Origin of the sequence: Legionella sp. W05-934-2 (genome assembly GCF_964199965.1) — a bacterium.
Lineage (GTDB): Bacteria > Pseudomonadota > Gammaproteobacteria > Legionellales > Legionellaceae > JAFIFT01.
Genome location: NZ_CAXMZT010000011.1, coordinates 71,428 through 88,697 on the forward strand (window position 1 = coordinate 71,428; position 17,270 = coordinate 88,697).

Below are 17,270 nucleotides of genomic sequence, written 5' to 3' on the forward strand. Positions count from 1 at the left end.
CTTTTCTCAAGATGATGATTGCTCAATTAATCCAAAGCGTCGCTCCCTTTTTTCAAAATCCTGCAACGCACTCTCAAACGCCTTTTCGTTAAAGTCAGGCCACAAAGTTTCGGTAAAATATAACTCGGTATACGCTGCCTGCCAGAGAAAAAAATTACTTAGCCTATGCTCACCGCTGGTACGAATGAACAAATCTGGCGGTGGCAGTGGGTAGGTGGCGAGATGCTCATTAATCGTGTTGATGTCAATATCCTTACTCGATAGTTGCTGAGCTTCTACTTTGTCAATCATCGCTTTAACGGCTTGTAAAATATCCCATTGCCCACCATAATTTATACAAATATTTAGGGTTAACTGCCTGCCACTTACTCTTCTTTCTTCGGCAATCTGCATTAACTGTTGCAACTCAGGTGGGAAGCGACTCTTATCTCCTGTAAACCGGATCTGCACGCCATTCTTAACCAGCTCATCCGTTTCACTTGTTAACGCTTCAAAAAAGAGCCCCATGAGTGCTGAAACTTCTTGTTGAGGGCGAGACCAGTTCTCACTGCTAAAGGCAAATAAACTCAAAAGAGGGATATGGTGTTTAAGGCAGCAACGGATCGAGGATTTTACCGAATCGATGCCCGCACGATGGCCTTCCTCTCGTAATAACCCACGTTGTTTTGCCCATCGTCCATTGCCATCCATCACGATGGCAACATGCTGAGGGATCCGTTTTACAACCAATGTCACACCTTCAAACAACCAAAATAGGCAGTAGTTTATACCGTTCGCAAAAAAAATCATAGTGTTAGAGAACATCGCTGGTATTTTTTATCCGAGTCACCTTATTTAGGAAACCTGTTGTTAACAGAACAAAGTAAACTCGTTATAATGAAATATATTTCTTCGTACATGACATCACAATGCTTAATAAAAAACCTGTCGTCTTATTAATCTTAGATGGTTGGGGATTTCGACAAGATCCGGACCATAATGCTATTGCACAAGCCCGCAAACCCCAATGGGACCAATGGTGGGCTACCTATCCACATATATTACTCTCCGCCTCAGGACACAGCGTCGGTTTGCCAGATGAGCAAATGGGCAATTCTGAAGTCGGTCATATGCATATCGGGGCGGGTAGGATTATCTACCAAGATCTAAGCCGAATTAATTTAGCCATTGAAGATCGTAGTTTTTTCAATCGACCTGCTTTGGTGAATACCATTAATACCCTCAAGGAAAATGGTGGTTCCTTGCATTTAGCGGGATTACTATCCCCAGGCGGTGTTCACAGCCATGAGCAACACTTGTTTGCCACCCTCAAACTTTGTCACCAAATGGAATTTCATCGAGTGCTGATTCATTGTTTTCTTGATGGTAGAGACACGCCCCCCCAAAGTGCCTTGGCAAGCATTGAAAAACTTAACAATCTACTAAAACAATTCCCTATTGGTCGCATTGCTTCCGTGTGCGGGCGGTATTATGCCATGGACCGAGATAAGCGGTGGGAAAGAGTCGCTCCCGCCGCAAAACTCATCTATTTGGGCGAAGCACTTTATCATGCGAATACGGCCAAACAGGCCATTGAAACCAATTATAACAACAAGGTGTATGACGAATTCATTCCACCCACTCAAATTGGTGAGCCAGCTCCTTTAAAAGACGGTGATGCTTTCTTCTTTTATAATTTCCGTGCTGACCGAGCCCGACAACTATGTCAATGCTTACTGAATCCCCACGAACATGATATCAGCAACAAACGGATTACATTATCGGCCTTTTTAACCATGACTCGTTATAGCACAGAAATTCCAAGCCTCGTGGTTTTCCCACCGCAACAACCGCAAAATACGCTTGGTGAATTGGTCGCCAAAGAAAACATGCAACAACTTCGGCTTGCCGAAACGGAAAAATATGCCCATGTCACTTTTTTCTTCAATGGCGGCACTGAAGCAATATTCCAGGGTGAAGATCGCATATTAATACCGTCCCCGAAAGTAGCTACCTATGACCTGCAACCTGAAATGAGTGCCTCATTAATCACGGAAACCTTAGTCGACGCCATCACGGGTAATGATTATGATTTGATAGTGTGCAATTATGCGAACGCTGATATGGTAGGGCATACAGGTAATATCGAGGCAACCATTCAAGCCATTGAAACACTGGACAACTGCTTTATCCAACTTGACCATGCCATAAATCAAACCAACGGATGTCTTTTAATAACAGCCGATCATGGCAATGCTGAACAGATGTACGATCTGGCTACACGGCAGGCCCACACGGCGCATACAAGCGAAAAAGTGCCTTTACTCTATATCGGAAAAGGGGCTCGTTTTAATTGTGATGGGGGTAGCTTAATTGATATTGCCCCAACAATTCTGTCATTATTAGACATTGAGCCGCCCACTGAAATGACTGGTAACATATTACTGGAAGCCACGCATGATGCTTAAATATCGCTTAACATGGACTGTTATATTTCTTTTATATGGGTCATTTGGTTCAATCCCTTGTTATGCAAATAAACTATCACAAACAAAACAACAACTCGCCCAATTAGACAAACAAATCCGTCATACTGAAAAAAGTTTAAATCAAGCTAAACAGAAACGCTCGTCATTGCAGACAGAACTATCCATTCAAGATAAAAAAATTGGCCAGCTTATTCTACAAAAAGGCCAATTAGATCATCATATTCGGCAAAATAATGAATCAATCATTCAGCTTAGTCAGCAAATTAAAAAACTCAATGAACAGATAGAAATAGAGCAAAAAGGATTGTCTCAACAAATTCGCTCACGCTATTTGGTTGATACTCACCAACCAATAAAATGGTTATTATCCCCGGGTAGCAAGCGCGAACTTAGTCAAATATTAACCTATTATCAATACCTCATTCATGCTCAACAAGCGAGCATACAATCAATCCACGATAAAAAGACGCAATTAAATAAAAAAAAGACAGAGTTTAACGATCGAATCGCTGAGGACAAACAACTGCAAGAAAATCTATCCAATAAGCAATCTATTCTCGAATCAACGCAAAAAAAGCAACATCACATTATTAATCAACTGACGCAAACAATCACCTCACAATCCCAACAATTGAAAGAATATAAAGACAACCAAGCTGGCCTAAGTCATGTGATCGACCAGCTTACGAAACAAGACAAAATTTCCCAGAGAAAGCCATTTGCCAGCAAACGCCATCACCTACCAAGACCTGTACCCGTGATGGTGAAAGCCATTAAACCCATAAACCAAGGATTGGCATTCTTTGCCCAAGAAGGAACCGCTGTGACTGCCATCCATCCCGGAAAAATTGTTTTTAGCGATTGGTTAAAAGGGTACGGATTATTATTAATTATTGATCATGGCCATGGTTATATGACTCTTTATGCCCACAACCAAGCCTTAACTAAGCGAAAGGGAGAATGGGTAGATAGTGGTGAAAAAATTGCAGAAGTTGGTCATAGCGGTGGACTTCGTGAAAACGGTCTATACTTTGAAATAAGGCACCATGGAAAAGCGATTTCTCCTATAAATTGGTTGAGTTAATGCTATCTTTCATAATGATGCTGATTAAAACAGGCACTGTTCATTTTTGACCAAGGGTCCTAATAAGAAGAACAAGCTGTACCACGCAGGGGGAACCAATATGAAGGCTAAACGACACGTAAACTATATGCTCGTGGGAGTGTTAACGTTTGGGCTGATGTTGCCCAGCACCGTTTTGCTCGCTGCTGAATCGGAAGCAGATCCGGAGCCTATTCAAATGGAAGATGTTCAACGCTTTTCCAACGCAATCAACCAAATTAAGCGATACTATGTTAAGCCAACGGATGATAAGGAGCTATTTGATAATGCCATTCGTGGTATGTTAAATGGGCTTGATCCTCATTCGGCCTACCTTGATGAAGCCGCTTATAATGATCTTCGTTCCTCAACCAGCGGTGAATTTGGTGGATTAGGCATTGAGGTCACCATGGAAAATGGTGCCGTTAGAGTGGTTACACCCCTTGTTGATAGCCCAGCCTATCGTGCTGGGATTAAAGCAGGTGACTATATCGTCAAACTTGGCAAAAAATCAGTTCAAGGCTTGAGCTTACAAGATGCTGTGCAAATTATGCGCGGAAAAAAGGGAACAGCCATTGATCTAACTATCCTGAGAAAAGGTGAGTCGGAGCCATTAAAGTTTTCGATTATCCGTGAAAATATTCTCATACAAAGTGTTAAAAGTAAATTATTGGAAAATAAATACGGCTACATTCAAATCACCCAGTTCCAAGCCAGTACAGGCCAAGATATGCTTGAGCATATTGAGAAATTAAAACAAGAAGCCAATGGACCGCTGACAGGTGTGATTCTTGATTTACGAAACAATCCTGGTGGATTACTCGATGCCGCCATTCAAGTTTCTGATGCTTTCATTAATAATGACAAGCAAGGTGAGGAAGAAATGATTGTGTACACGCAAGGCCGTCTTCCAGGCAGTAAATTTACCGCCTTAGCGAATCCCGGGGATGTATTAGACAAAGCACCGTTGATCGTTCTTATCAATAACGGCTCAGCCTCAGCGTCTGAAATTGTTGCTGGTGCATTAAAAGACAATAAACGTGCAATCATTCTTGGAACAAAGAGCTTTGGCAAAGGCTCTGTGCAAACAGTGCTACCGCTTGATAGTAAGCGAGCCATTAAATTAACTACGGCGCTGTATTTCACGCCATCAGGGGAATCCATTCAAGCCAAAGGCATTATCCCTGATATCTTGATTGAGCCATTAAAGGTTTCAAAAAATGAAGCCTCAAGTGAGAAATTTAATGAAGCATCCTTAAATGGTCACCTTCTCAATGGCAATGGTGAAGCGGAAGAAACGCAAAAATCATCTCCTTCCGCGGACGGCAAAAATTTGATGGAAGAAGACTATCAGCTTTATGCTGCATTAACCATTTTGAAAGGCCTGTCTGTGGCAAAACGGTAAAATATACCCGTGATCATTCAAAATGCGAGGATTTATGCACTTTTATTTTTTGATCCTGCAAAAAGGGCCCATGAGGGCCCTTTGCATTTCTAGTACTAATTAATTTCCTACATTTTACTCTTCTGATTCAGGCGGTAAATCGAACGTTTCTTCCATGTCACTTTCGATGGCCTCAGACGCTTCAGTCGCTGGATTTGATTTTGGCTTTTCCGGCCATTCCAATTTCACACGTCCTTGACGGTCCATTCCAGCCACAAACACCGTGATCTTTTGACCTTCGGATAAAACTGAATCCACCTTCTTATTTCGATCTTCACAGATTTGTGAAATATGTAATAAACCATCTTTGCCAGGCAGTAAGTTAATAAATGCACCAAAATCAACAATTTTACTAACTGTTCCATGGTAGGTTTGGCCCACTTCAACTTCAGCAATCAGTTCTTTTATCTGCTTTTGAGCCTCTTCCATTGCATCCGAATCCGATGAGAACAATTGAACGGTGCCTTTATCATCGATATCAATGCTAACCCCAGTGCTGTCAATCAACCCTTTAATGGTGGCACCACCCTTACCGATAATCGTACGCACTTTATCTTCAGGGACTTTCATTGTGATAATACGCGGCGCATGTTTGGATAATTCGTCACGGTGAGCAGGCAATGCATTCGACATGACGCCTAAGATATGCAACCGACCTGCTTTTGCCTGATCTAATGCTTTTGACATAATTTCTTGCGTAATGCCAGTGATCTTGATATCCATTTGCAAAGCCGTTACGCCAGACTCCGTACCTGCCACTTTAAAATCCATATCACCGAGGTGATCTTCATCACCAAGAATGTCTGTTAATACGGCGAATCGATCGCCTTCTTTGATTAATCCCATTGCAACCCCAGCAACCGGTGCTTTTAATGGAACGCCGGCATCCATTAATGCCAAACTTGTACCACACACAGTCGCCATTGAGCTTGAGCCATTAGACTCTGTAATATCAGATACCACACGCAATACGTAGGGGAACTCTTCTGCATTTGGGACAACTGCCACTAAAGACCGTTTCGCCAATCGACCATGGCCAATTTCACGACGCTTTGGACTGCCAACCATGCCTGTTTCTCCCACACAAAATGGGGGAAAATTATAATGGAGCATAAAGCGATCTTTACTTTCGCCACTAATGCTATCAAGTATTTGAGCATCTCGCTCATTACCAAGTGTTGCCGCTACAATTGCTTGGGTTTCTCCTCGGGTAAACACGGCAGAACCATGCGCTCTTTCCAGGAATTTTGTTTTGATCTGAATGGGTCGAACGCTCACCGTGTCCCGCCCATCGATTCGGGGCTCACCGGCCAATATTTGTTCCCGCACATGTTGCTTTTCAAGTGTCATCATCGCTTCAGCAACATCTTGCTCAGCCACTTCCGATGTTTCTGGCTGACAAAGCTGTTCAACCATTTTTTGGCGAATTTCACCTAATTTTTGATAACGCGATTGCTTATCACGGATTTCGTAGGCGGCAACAATATCCGCCATTGCATGCGATTTGACAGACTCAAGAACGGTATTATCTTTCTCTAATGGCTTCCAATCCCAACGAGGTTTGCCAACCTCTTTGGCCAACTCATTAATCATTTGAATAACCGATTTCATCATTTCATGGCCATACATAACTGCGCCGAGCATGACTTCTTCACTGAGCTCTTTAGCTTCTGACTCAACCATTAATATGGCATCGTCTGTTCCAGCAACAACCAAATCTAGCTCAGAGCTTTCTATATCCTTAAAGCCAGGGTTCAGCGTATAAACACCGTCACGATAACCAACGCGAGCTGCGCCAATTGGTCCATCAAAGGGGATACCGGAAATGGCCAGAGCAGCTGATGCGCCAATCATGGCAACAACATCTGCTTGCACATCTGGATTTAATGACATGACTGTGGCAATGACTTGCACTTCATTCATAAATCCTTCCGGAAATAAGGGTCGTAATGGCCTATCAATCAAACGTGATGTTAATGTTTCATGTTCGCTTGGTCGGCCTTCTCGTTTATTAAAACCACCTGGGATTTTACCAGCAGCATAGGACTTTTCTTGGTAGTTAATGGTCAAGGGGAAAAAATCATTTTTCTCAGCACCCTCTTTTCTGCCTACGACGGTTACTAAAACCTGCGTGCCACCCATATTGATAAAAACAGCACCATCAGCCTGCCTTGCAATTTCGCCCGTTTCAATGACCAACTCATGATCACCATAGGACATTTTTTTAATAATTTTACTCACAAATTATTCCTCTTTCTCTATTATTCAATTCAGTATATGCAAAAAAAAAGGCGCAACTAGGCGCCTTTTTTTGGTGTATCGGTTGATTTATATTAATAAGCCTAAACAAAGTGCCTGCCTCATTGTCATCGAATTCATATCAATAAATTGTTACAATTATTAATATGAATCACGCAAGCCAAGTTTTTTAATTAAGTCTTGATAACGAGCACTGTCTACTCGCTTCAAATATTTCAATAACTTTCTACGCTTACTGACTAAATCCTGTAATCCACGGCGCGAATGAAAATCTTTTTTGTGTTCTTTAAAATGTTCTGTTAAGTATTTTATGCGTGCAGTCATTAAAGAAACCTGTACTTCAGGTGTACCCGTATCTTTATCATGTTTTTGGGCTTCTTTAAGAATTTCTGCTTTCTGTGCGCTATTGAGCGACATGCTTTACTCCTAATATCATACAAATAATTTTAAGAGCAGCATTCTACCAATTAGATAGCAAAATAACAAGTAGCTCTATCAAATAATTCGACATACGGGACTAGCACCTCAGTGCCCGCTGTTAAAATCGATAGGCAAGTAGTCGATGGGCAGCTAATAAGCCTGTTGAGATGCCAATGACCAAACCATAGAACTGTTCATCGCATATCAATCGATAAATACAATTAGCATTCGCCAAGGCATGTTCAATTTGCTGCCCCTTTTGCAAACGAACGAGTTCGCTCTTATCAACAAGAATAGAGGACAAATGACTAACAGCCTTGTCAATGGGTAATAAGCACACCTGACGTTCACTGTCAGTCATTTCAGTTAACTGAGAAAGCTCATACATTGGCATGGATTCAAAGCCTGCAGTTGCAATACGATGCAACTCAGTCATATGGGCATAATACCCTAGCTTGGCGGCAATATCCTCGATCAAGGTACGGATATAAGTCCCTTTTGAACAACGAACGGAAAATGAAAACGTTTCTGATTGTACTTCGGTTATTTTAATCTGATTTATTCTGATTTTCCTTGGCTTGCGTTCAACACTGACACCTTGGCGAGCCAACTTATATAATGGTTGACCTTTGAATTTTAATGCCGAGTACATGGGGGGTACTTGCTCACTCGTTCCTATCATCTGCTCGCAGGCTAATTCCAATGCCTTGGCGTCAAGATTGACATGCTCATTGGTCGCTATTATTTTCCCCGTTGCATCGCCTGTATCCATTGCCTCGCCAACTTTTGCCGTTGCCAAGTATATTTTGTCCGCATCTAATAGATAACCAGAAAATTTGCTGGCCTCACCAAAACAAATAGGCAACATACCCGTTGCCATGGGGTCAAGACTTCCGGTATGGCCTGCTTTTTGGGCTTGGTATAGATGTTTAACTTTCTGCAAAGCGTGGTTTGAGGTGATTCCCTGCGGCTTATTGAGTAATAAAATGCCAGAAATGGGTTGCTTATCGTGTCTCTTGGTCATCATCAGGATTCACATCATCGATTAATTTACTTAATTTTTTGCCATACTCAATCGATGTGTCATAAACAAAGGTTAATTCAGGTACTTTTCTCGTTGTCATAGATTTCGCTAGCACTGAACGTAAATAGGGTGCCGCTTGATTTAAGATTTGTTTTGTCTCATGCTCATCACCGTTTAATACCGTGAAATAAACCTTGGCATAACTTAAATCCGACGTGACGTGCACCCCGGATAACGTGATCATCGCCGTCAACCTCGGATCTTTTATCTCTTGCTGAATTAACGTTGATAACTTTCTTAACATCAACTCAGCAATGCGATCGGTTCTTTTAAATGATGCGCTCATATTGTACGTTTCACTTCAACGGTTTCATAGACTTCTATTTGGTCGCCTGGCTTCACATCATTATAATTTTTCACACCGATACCACACTCGGTTCCTTGACGAACTTCAAGTACATCATCTTTAAAGCGTCTTAGAGATTCAAGTGTGCCTTCATAAATCACGACATTATCACGCAATACGCGAATTGGATTATTTCGCTTAACCACGCCTTCAACCACCATACAACCTGCGATAGCGCCTAATTTAGGTGAGCGGAAAACATCTCGAACTTCGGCAATTCCAACAATTTCTTCTATAAATTGTGGGGAAAGCATACCACTCATAGCTGCTTTAATTTGATCAACAATGTCATATATGACGCTGTAGTAATGTAATGGAACTTCCTCTGCCTCTGCTAATTTTTTAGCGCCCCCATCTGCACGCACGTTGAACCCGATCAAAATAGCTTCCGATGCTAATGCTAAATTCACATCGGATTCCGTAATTCCGCCCACACCGTTGGAAACAACTTCCACCTTGATTTCATCCGTTGACAGTTTCACCAATGCATCAGAAATCGCTTCAACCGATCCTTGAACATCGGCCTTTAATACAATGTTGAGGGTCTTCACATCTGCATCGGCCATATTTTCGAAAATACCTTCTAGCGTATTCTTTTGACGGCGAGCTAGCTTCACATCGCGGAATTTTCCTTGCCGGAACAAAGCGACTTCGCGTGCCTTTTTCTCGTCTGAAACAACGATTGCCTCATCACCAGCATGGGGCACTGATGATAATCCCAAGACTTCAACTGGAATGGAAGGCCCCGCCTCATCGACTAGCGACCCGTTATCACTAACTAAAGCCCGTACGCGACCATACTGGAACCCAGCTAATAAAATATCTCCCTTATGAAGCGTGCCACTCTGCACCAACACAGTAGCCACTGGACCTCGTCCTTTGTCTAATCGTGACTCAATAACAACGCCTTTTGCAGAACCGTCTGTGGACGCTGTCAACTCCAATACCTCGGACTGTAGTAAAACGGCATCTAATAACTCATCAATCCCTAATCCTGATTTAGCTGATATTTTGACAAACATGGTGTCTCCACCCCAAGCTTCAGGAATAACTTCATGAGCCGATAATTCATTCATAACTCTGTCTGGATCCGCTTCTGGCTTATCCATTTTATTAACTGCGACAATTATTGGCACCTCTGCGGCCTTAGCATGTTTAATTGCTTCAATGGTTTGAGGTTTAACACCATCATCGGCAGCCACAATGAGAATAACAATATCTGTGGCTTGGGCACCGCGTGCACGCATGGCGGTAAATGCTGCGTGACCGGGTGTGTCTAGGAATGTAATTTCGCCTTTTGGTGTGGTCACATGGTAAGCACCGATATGTTGCGTAATACCGCCAGCTTCACCAGATGCCACTTTGGTTCGTCGAATATAATCAAGCAAGGATGTTTTGCCATGATCAACGTGTCCCATGATTGTTACAACGGGCGCTCTTTCAACAACATTGCTTCCTAGATTGATTGAATCGCCTAGCCTATCTTCAATGGCATCTGCTTTTAATACGACGGGTTTATGCCCCATTTCCTCGACTAAAATAATTGCCGTGTCCTGATCAATGACCTGGTTAATAGTAGCCATTGCACCTAATCCCATGAGTGCTTTAATTAATTCAGCCGCTTTGACTGACATTCGCTTGGCAAGCTCTGCAACCGTGATGGTTTCAGGGACATGCACTTCTCGAACCATTGGCGCTGTCGGCATTGCAAAACCTTGAGTCAGTGACTCTTCTGCCTGGCGTAGTTTTTCAGATTTTTCATTGTCTAAATGCTTTCGCTTTTTGCCTTTATGGCGTTTGCCTTTAAACGGAATTTCAAAATCATCATCATCTTCATCTCGACCATGATGTTTGGCTTTTTTGCGCGATTTTTTATGGTCCGCTCTGCTTTTATCGCCCTCTTTTCGATGCGATTTATCGGTTTCAGCTGGCTCAGACGCTTCAACCACAGGCTCCCCAATGCTTGGCTCTTCCGCTTGTGGAGCTTCCTCATAAGCAACTGCTCCAGGCGTCTCAGAATCACTGGCTTCTGCTTCGACTACCTCTTGCCCCGATGCATCTTCAACAGCTGTTTCTTTGGATTCCTCGCTTACCTCAAGCAATGTCTCCTCTTTGTCCTTTGCCTGATCGGCAACAACCGTTTCCGGTGCCATTTCTTCTTGAGCTAGTTCGGCATGCTCATTCGCACTCCCTTCAATAATATCTTCAACTTGCTTAATTTCTTCTGGCTCATCTATCTCAGTTGGTCGTTGAACGTAGGTACGTTTTTTGCGTACTTCAACGTTGATTGTTTTACCAGGTGAGTGGGTTTTTGCGCCTGTGGTATGGGTTTGTCCCAGCGTAACCGTGCTCACGCTCTTACGCCGTAATGTGATTTTGCTGGGCGCTTTACCTGCACCAGCAACGCCCCCTGACTTGATATAGTTCAATAATGTCTTTTTTTGATCTTCAGTGACCGAAGCATTTTCTGAGTCAATGCTCACACCCGCTTCATTCAGTTGCATCAATAGACGTTCAACGGGGATCCCCACTTGTTGTGCTAATTGTCTAACTGTTACATCTGCCATATTTTTAATCCCCTAAACGCTTAACTGGTTATTCCGGTCAGTAAAGATAGTCTTATATCATTCCTCAACCGCCGGTCTAAATCTATTTTCGGGTAGTTTACAAATCCCACTTTCCTATTGTTATTAATTGTTGTATTCACCACAACTCTCTATCTTAACAGGTGCAGGTTAGCAGATGCCAGCCTAGGGTTTCTTATCGAATTTTTTTCATGGCTGCAAATGCGGTTACCCTAAATCATATATTGTTTCATCTTGGTTATCCTACTTGAACCAAGGCTCACGAGCTTTCATAATTAATGCCGCCGCTTTTTCTGAACCGATATCTTCAATTTCGAGAACTTCGTCGACAGACTGTTCAGCTAAATCCTCCATGGTCGTTATACCCTTAGACGCTAACTTCATCGCAAGCTCATTGGTCATGCCTTCCATCGTTAATAGCGAATCGTCGGGCGTTCCTGATAATTCACCACCCGAAGTTAAAGCTTTAGTCAACAGTGTATCATTGGCGCGATTGCGCAGTTCATCAATGATTTCATCATCGAATTCTTCAATGCCAGCTAATTCTTCGCGCGGGACGTAGGCTAATTCTTCCAAAGTCGAAAACCCATAAGCCACTAAAACCGCAGCAATTTCTGCATCAACATCCAATGATTCAACGAACATCTCAACCACTTTATCGGTTTCTTCTTTGTTTTTCTTCTCGAAATCTTCCGTGGTCATTACATTCAGCGTCCAACCAGTCAACTGGCTGGCTAATCGCACATTTTGGCCACTTCGACCAATTGCTTGCGATAATTGCTCAGGCTCAACAGCTAAATCCATTGTTTTACTATCTTCATCGATGATAATGGATGCAATTTCAGCTGGTGCCATCGCATTAATGACGAATTGTGCGGGGTTATCATCCCATAAAACAATATCGACTCGCTCACCTGCTAGCTCATTCGACACAGCTTGGACCCGAGCTCCACGCATACCAACGCATGCCCCAACGGGATCGATTCGACCATCATTGGTTTTAACTGCAATTTTGGCACGAACACCAGGCTCTCTAGCCGCAGCTTTTAGATCAATGATGTTTTCGCCAATTTCTGGCACCTCAATTCGAAATAGTTCCATCAACATTTCCTTCCTATTTCGGCTAAGATATATTTGTGGTCCTCGTGGTTGCTCCACAATATCATAGAGATAGGCGCGAACGCGATCATTGATTCGAAATATTTCATTTGGCAATATTTCAGATCTTGGCATAATTGCCTCAGCTTTGCTCCCCAGATCAACGATAATGCTATCTCGTGTTACTTTTTTCACTGTCCCATGAACCAATTGACCGATTTTGGAACGATACTGGTCGATGATCTGTTGCCTTTCTGCATTACGCACTGTATTGATAATTACCTGGCGTGCTGACTGGGCAGCAATTCGGCCAAACTCAATGGATGCCATTGGCTCTTCAATTCTTTCACCAACTTTAAGGTTAGGGTCTCGCTTAACCGCTTCGTCTAATGGGATTTCCCTGTCGGGTGAAACCAACTCGTCATTTTCCACTACGTCCCAATAGCGATACGTTTCATAGTCACCCGTTTTATGATCCAATTTAACCCTGACGGCGATATCTTCAACACTTAGTTTTTTTGTGGCTGACTCAAGGGCGGCTTGTATTGCTTCCAATACAACCTCTTTGCTGACGCCTTTTTCGTTTGAAAGTGCTTCAGCGACCAATAACAATTCTTTACTCATAGTTGCCTCTTTAGTCAGTCAATTGCGCTTTTACAATGTTAGAAAGTGCGATGGAGAGTATACCATTATCTAATTTCAATATTAGATTAGCGTTCTCATCCAATGCCTCAATAATCCCATTAAATTTTCTTGTTTTATCAATTGGTTGCATCACCTTCACGTCGACTGTTCTGCCAATAAACTGACGATAATGCGCCGCTTTATATAATGGCTTTGGCCATCCTGGTGAAGATACCTCAAGACTATAAGAGCCTGAGATGGGGTCCTCCACATCCAAATAAGCGCTTATTTGCCTTGATACCTGCTCACATGCGCCCAGGCCAACACCATTAGCGTGGTCGATAAAAACCCTCAATATCGAGTGTTTCCCTTGTGGTAAATAATCACAATGCCAAAGTTGGTATCCACAATGTTCGACGATTGAGGCTATTTGCTCTTCAAGCTTTTTATCGATCATCCCAATTTCCATCAAATCCACAGAACATCATAGTGTTCTGCATAAAATTTAGGGTAATAAAAAACCCCATAAAGGGGTTTGATATGTGGTAGCGGGGGCAGGATTTGAACCTACGACCTTCGGGTTATGAGCCCGACGAGCTACCTGGCTGCTCCACCCCGCATCAATTGCACGAATTATACGATTTCATCGAGGCAAAATCAAGTAAATACTCGGTTTAATTTAAAATTAAAACCAGATTGGGCTTTGATCAAGTGTACCTTGTGGCATTTACAGTTTGATTCACTGTATAAAAAAATTAGTCTAGATTCTATTTTTTGGGTCACGTCTCTCATGCTAAACAGCATATATACCCGTGATCGTTCAAATAGCGAGTTTTCTGCTTTTTGAACGATCACGGGTAGAGACTATGCATTAAAATCCTTGGAAGGCACGCACACACATGTTGATTAGTCCAGAAGGAAATAAGCCAAAATACAAAAGTGACAGGCAATTAATCGAATACAAAACCATCATCCCTTTATTGATGGAAATTGCCTTCTCAGTGCTGGGCACATCAAAATACATCACTTTGACGACTCGAAGATAGTAAAAGGCACCGATTACTGCGAATAACAAACCGACAACAGCTATCCATGTTAATTGAACATCAATCAGTGCTTTAAGGACTAGCATCTTTGTAAAGAACCCGACTAAAGGGGGAACGCCTGCCATGGAAAACATCACAAGTAACATCAAAAAAGCAAGCCAAGGACTTCGTTTATTCAACCCTTTTAAATCATCAATTAAATGAACATTAACACCTTGATTCGACATCAGGACGAGTATGCCAAATGCGGCAGCAGACATCAGTGCATAGGTAACAATATAGTATAATGATGCGGCATAACCAGCAGCCGTTGCAGCAATTATCCCAAATAGGGCATAGCCAATATGGGAAATAGCAGAATAAGCTAACATACGTTTAATATTGACCTGCGCTATCGCAAGTAAATTACCAATCCCTGTGGACAAGATTGCCATGACGATTAACAATTGCTGCCATTGGGGCGTGATATTGGGCAATGCGATGGTTAAAATTCGAAATGTAATCCCCATCGCCGCGATTTTCGGGCCAGCACTGATAAAAAGTGTGACAGCAGTTGGCGCACCATCATACACATCAGGGGCCCACATGTGAAAAGGAACGGCTGCTAATTTAAAGCCTAATCCCGCGATAATAAATACCAATGCAAACGATAACAGTCCCGCTTGACTCTGATAGTTATTATTGATTGCCATCGATAATTGATCGAACTGCAAAAAGCCCGTTGCACCATATAACAATGACATGCCATATAGCATCATGCCTGAGGCTATTGCACCCATGACAAAATACTTCAAAGCCGACTCTGAGGCATCATCATTCGTCCGTTGTATCGCCGTCATTGCATAGAGTGGTAGCGATAATAATTCTAATCCCATGTAAACCGTTATCAAAGAATAGGCCGACACCATGACCATCATGCCAATCGTTGCGAATAGTGCCAATACCGTATAGTCCCCAATCTGAATTTTATTATCTTGCATAAAACGAGTGGAGTAGAGGAGGGAGAGCAACACACTAATTTGGATAAATACTTTCATCACATTAGCCAAATCATCGGACACAAATAAATTATAAAAGACCAGATATTTGTAGTCCCCTATAAAAAGGATATTGATTGCAGTTGAAACAATAAGCCCTATTGCGGCGATGACGATTGTTCCGATTTGTTTACTGTCACTCGAAAATAATGAGTACACAAGTGCAATACATGCTGTGATTAATAATACAATTTCAGGTAATGCGAGATGAAAGTTGCCAAGTATGTTTGCCATTGAACAGTCTCACTATTTATGATTTTGATTTATCAGCTTCAGCTAACGTATGGCTGACCGTCTGATGCACATAATTTAACATTGGTTTTGGATAGACGCCCATTGCGATCACCATTACCGCCAGAAGGATAAAAGCTGCGCTTTCAAACCCGTTGAGATCTTTTAATTTTTTAACTTTTTCGTTTGTTACGGGGCCAAAAATCACTCGTTTATACATCCATAATGTGTATGCTGCCCCCAATATCAATGTCATTGCAGCCCAAAATGCTACCCAAAACCCAATTTTCATACTGCCGAGGATTACCATGAACTCCCCAACAAATCCGGATGTGCCTGGTAAACCGGCATTGGCCATGGCAAATAGCATCATAAAGGTGGCAAATATCGGCATGGTTGTAATCACGCCACCAAACTGTTGAATATCCCGAGTATGCATCCTGTCATAGATATAGCCTACGCCCGCAAATAATCCGCTTGAGACAAACGCATGTGAAATCATGACCATGATAGCACCTTCGAGCAATAACCCGGCTTGACTTAAACCCGAATGAGAGGCCACAGCAAAGATTCCAAAACAGCCTAGCGTGACAAATCCCATATGGGAAATTGACGAATAGGCAATCAATTTCTTCATATCACGTTGAACGATGGCAACGAGTCCAATGTAGACGATGGCAATCAAGGAAAGCGCTATCATAAACCAAGCAAAATGTTTGCATGCATCGGGTACGATTGGTAAAGCAAAACGGATAAAACCATAGGCGCCGAGTTTTAATAAAATCGCCGCCAGAACAATAGAACCACCCGCCGGCGCTTCCGTGTGAGCATCCGGCAACCAGGTGTGCACTGGAAACATCGGGATTTTAATTGCAAAACCAAAGAAAAAGGCAATGAAAATGAGTGTTTGGACCGATAGGCTTAACTTAATTGCATAAAGCGACTCGATTTTGAAGGAACCTGCGTTATAACCCAAATACAAAAATGCAGCAAGCAATAATACAGAGCCAATAAACGTGAATAAGAAAAACTTGATTGCTGCATACACGCGATTATCAGAACCCCATATTCCAATGATTAAATACATTGGAATTAAGGTTGCCTCGAAGAAAATATAGAAGACAATGGCATCCAATGCAGAGAAAATTCCAACGAGTAAGCCCTGCATAATTAAAAATGCAGCCATATATTGTGATACCCGTTTATCAATTCCCGTCCATGTGGCTAAGACCACAATCAAATTGGTAAAAATTGAAAGCACAATCATGAGCAGCGATAAACCGTCAACACCTAAACTATAGTTAATACCCAGCATAGGAAGCCATGGAATTTCATCAATGTACTGCATACTATATGTATTCAGATCAAACCCTATCATTAAGGGCACACAGATAAGCAGCGTCAAAATAATTGTAAATAACGTTAGATAACGTGAAATATTTGGATTCTTATCATCGCCAGTTAAGGCAACAAAAACACCACCGATTATCGGTAACCAAATTAGTAGATTGAGCAAATGATGCATA

13 protein-coding genes and 1 tRNA gene are annotated in these 17,270 nt (G+C 42.3%); 3 read left to right on the forward strand and 11 right to left on the reverse strand.

What is annotated here, in order from left to right; genetic code table 11:
* Nucleotides 1-6: 6 nt before the first annotated feature.
* Nucleotides 7-729 carry a polyprenyl diphosphate synthase gene (gene uppS, locus AB3348_RS12520; RefSeq protein ID WP_367607935.1) on the reverse strand — a complete coding sequence of 241 codons (723 nt, stop codon included), beginning with the start codon at nucleotides 727-729 and terminating at the stop codon, nucleotides 7-9.
* A gap of 179 nt (nucleotides 730-908) precedes the next feature.
* On the opposite strand from uppS, the gene gpmI reads away from it, so the two are divergent.
* The 3 genes from gpmI to AB3348_RS12535 all read left to right on the forward strand — a co-directional run bounded on the left by gpmI (nucleotide 909) and on the right by AB3348_RS12535 (nucleotide 4,975).
* A complete protein-coding gene (gene gpmI / locus AB3348_RS12525; RefSeq protein ID WP_367607936.1) occupies nucleotides 909-2,447 on the forward strand; it encodes a 2,3-bisphosphoglycerate-independent phosphoglycerate mutase in 1,539 nt (512 codons plus the stop codon).
* Nucleotides 2,437-3,552 carry a murein hydrolase activator EnvC gene (locus AB3348_RS12530; RefSeq protein WP_367607937.1) on the forward strand — a complete coding sequence of 372 codons (1,116 nt, stop codon included), beginning with the start codon at nucleotides 2,437-2,439 and terminating at the stop codon, nucleotides 3,550-3,552. Before gpmI ends, AB3348_RS12530 begins: the two co-directional genes overlap by 11 nt.
* A 157-nt stretch (nucleotides 3,553-3,709) precedes the next feature.
* Nucleotides 3,710-4,975 carry a S41 family peptidase gene (locus AB3348_RS12535; protein ID WP_367607986.1) on the forward strand — a complete coding sequence of 422 codons (1,266 nt, stop codon included), beginning with the start codon at nucleotides 3,710-3,712 and terminating at the stop codon, nucleotides 4,973-4,975.
* Nucleotides 4,976-5,089: 114 nt separating this feature from the next.
* On the opposite strand, the gene pnp is transcribed toward AB3348_RS12535, so the two are convergent.
* From pnp to AB3348_RS12585, 10 genes are all read right to left on the reverse strand, one after another.
* Nucleotides 5,090-7,255, reverse strand: coding sequence for a polyribonucleotide nucleotidyltransferase (gene pnp, locus AB3348_RS12540; protein ID WP_367607938.1), 2,166 nt, complete (start codon nucleotides 7,253-7,255; stop codon nucleotides 5,090-5,092).
* A gap of 159 nt (nucleotides 7,256-7,414) precedes the next feature.
* Nucleotides 7,415-7,690, reverse strand: coding sequence for a 30S ribosomal protein S15 (gene rpsO, locus AB3348_RS12545; RefSeq protein WP_367607939.1), 276 nt, complete (start codon nucleotides 7,688-7,690; stop codon nucleotides 7,415-7,417).
* Nucleotides 7,691-7,811: 121 nt separating this feature from the next.
* Complete coding sequence (truB, locus tag AB3348_RS12550; protein ID WP_367607940.1) at nucleotides 7,812-8,720, reverse strand: tRNA pseudouridine(55) synthase TruB; 909 nt, start codon at nucleotides 8,718-8,720, stop codon at nucleotides 7,812-7,814.
* On the reverse strand, nucleotides 8,698-9,063 hold the full coding sequence (gene rbfA, locus AB3348_RS12555) for a 30S ribosome-binding factor RbfA (protein ID WP_367607941.1): 366 nt from the start codon (nucleotides 9,061-9,063) through the stop codon (nucleotides 8,698-8,700). The genes truB and rbfA overlap by 23 nt, the downstream gene beginning before the upstream one ends.
* Nucleotides 9,060-11,690: a translation initiation factor IF-2 gene (infB, locus tag AB3348_RS12560; RefSeq protein ID WP_367607942.1), complete on the reverse strand. Its 2,631-nt coding sequence runs from the start codon at nucleotides 11,688-11,690 to the stop codon at nucleotides 9,060-9,062. The genes rbfA and infB overlap by 4 nt, the downstream gene beginning before the upstream one ends.
* 261 nt (nucleotides 11,691-11,951) lie before the next feature.
* Complete coding sequence (gene nusA / locus AB3348_RS12565) at nucleotides 11,952-13,430, reverse strand: transcription termination factor NusA (RefSeq protein WP_367607943.1); 1,479 nt, start codon at nucleotides 13,428-13,430, stop codon at nucleotides 11,952-11,954.
* Between the two features lie 10 nt (nucleotides 13,431-13,440).
* Nucleotides 13,441-13,887: a ribosome maturation factor RimP gene (gene rimP / locus AB3348_RS12570; protein WP_367607944.1), complete on the reverse strand. Its 447-nt coding sequence runs from the start codon at nucleotides 13,885-13,887 to the stop codon at nucleotides 13,441-13,443.
* Between the two features lie 86 nt (nucleotides 13,888-13,973).
* A tRNA-Met gene (locus AB3348_RS12575) sits at nucleotides 13,974-14,050 on the reverse strand.
* A 251-nt stretch (nucleotides 14,051-14,301) separates the two neighbouring features.
* Entirely contained in the window at nucleotides 14,302-15,747 is a 1,446-nt protein-coding gene (gene nuoN, locus AB3348_RS12580; protein WP_367607945.1) for an NADH-quinone oxidoreductase subunit NuoN, read from the reverse strand.
* Between the two features lie 16 nt (nucleotides 15,748-15,763).
* Nucleotides 15,764-17,269 carry an NADH-quinone oxidoreductase subunit M gene (locus tag AB3348_RS12585; protein WP_367607946.1) on the reverse strand — a complete coding sequence of 502 codons (1,506 nt, stop codon included), beginning with the start codon at nucleotides 17,267-17,269 and terminating at the stop codon, nucleotides 15,764-15,766.
* Nucleotide 17,270: the final 1 nt, after the last annotated feature.

Excerpts from the sequence above, each read along its gene's own strand:
- rbfA (WP_367607941.1), bottom strand. The coding sequence starts at position 9,063 with ATGAGCGCATCATTTAAAAGAACCGATCGCATTGCTGAGTTGATGTTA.
- truB (WP_367607940.1), bottom strand. The coding sequence starts at position 8,720 with ATGATGACCAAGAGACACGATAAGCAACCCATTTCTGGCATTTTATTA.
- AB3348_RS12585 (WP_367607946.1), bottom strand. The coding sequence starts at position 17,269 with ATGCATCATTTGCTCAATCTACTAATTTGGTTACCGATAATCGGTGGT.
- rpsO (WP_367607939.1), bottom strand. The coding sequence starts at position 7,690 with ATGTCGCTCAATAGCGCACAGAAAGCAGAAATTCTTAAAGAAGCCCAA.
- AB3348_RS12530 (WP_367607937.1), top strand. The coding sequence starts at position 2,437 with ATGATGCTTAAATATCGCTTAACATGGACTGTTATATTTCTTTTATAT.
- infB (WP_367607942.1), bottom strand. The coding sequence starts at position 11,690 with ATGGCAGATGTAACAGTTAGACAATTAGCACAACAAGTGGGGATCCCC.
- nuoN (WP_367607945.1), bottom strand. The coding sequence starts at position 15,747 with ATGGCAAACATACTTGGCAACTTTCATCTCGCATTACCTGAAATTGTA.
- AB3348_RS12535 (WP_367607986.1), top strand. The coding sequence starts at position 3,710 with ATGTTGCCCAGCACCGTTTTGCTCGCTGCTGAATCGGAAGCAGATCCG.
- gpmI (WP_367607936.1), top strand. The coding sequence starts at position 909 with ATGCTTAATAAAAAACCTGTCGTCTTATTAATCTTAGATGGTTGGGGA.
- rimP (WP_367607944.1), bottom strand. The coding sequence starts at position 13,887 with ATGATCGATAAAAAGCTTGAAGAGCAAATAGCCTCAATCGTCGAACAT.
- nusA (WP_367607943.1), bottom strand. The coding sequence starts at position 13,430 with ATGAGTAAAGAATTGTTATTGGTCGCTGAAGCACTTTCAAACGAAAAA.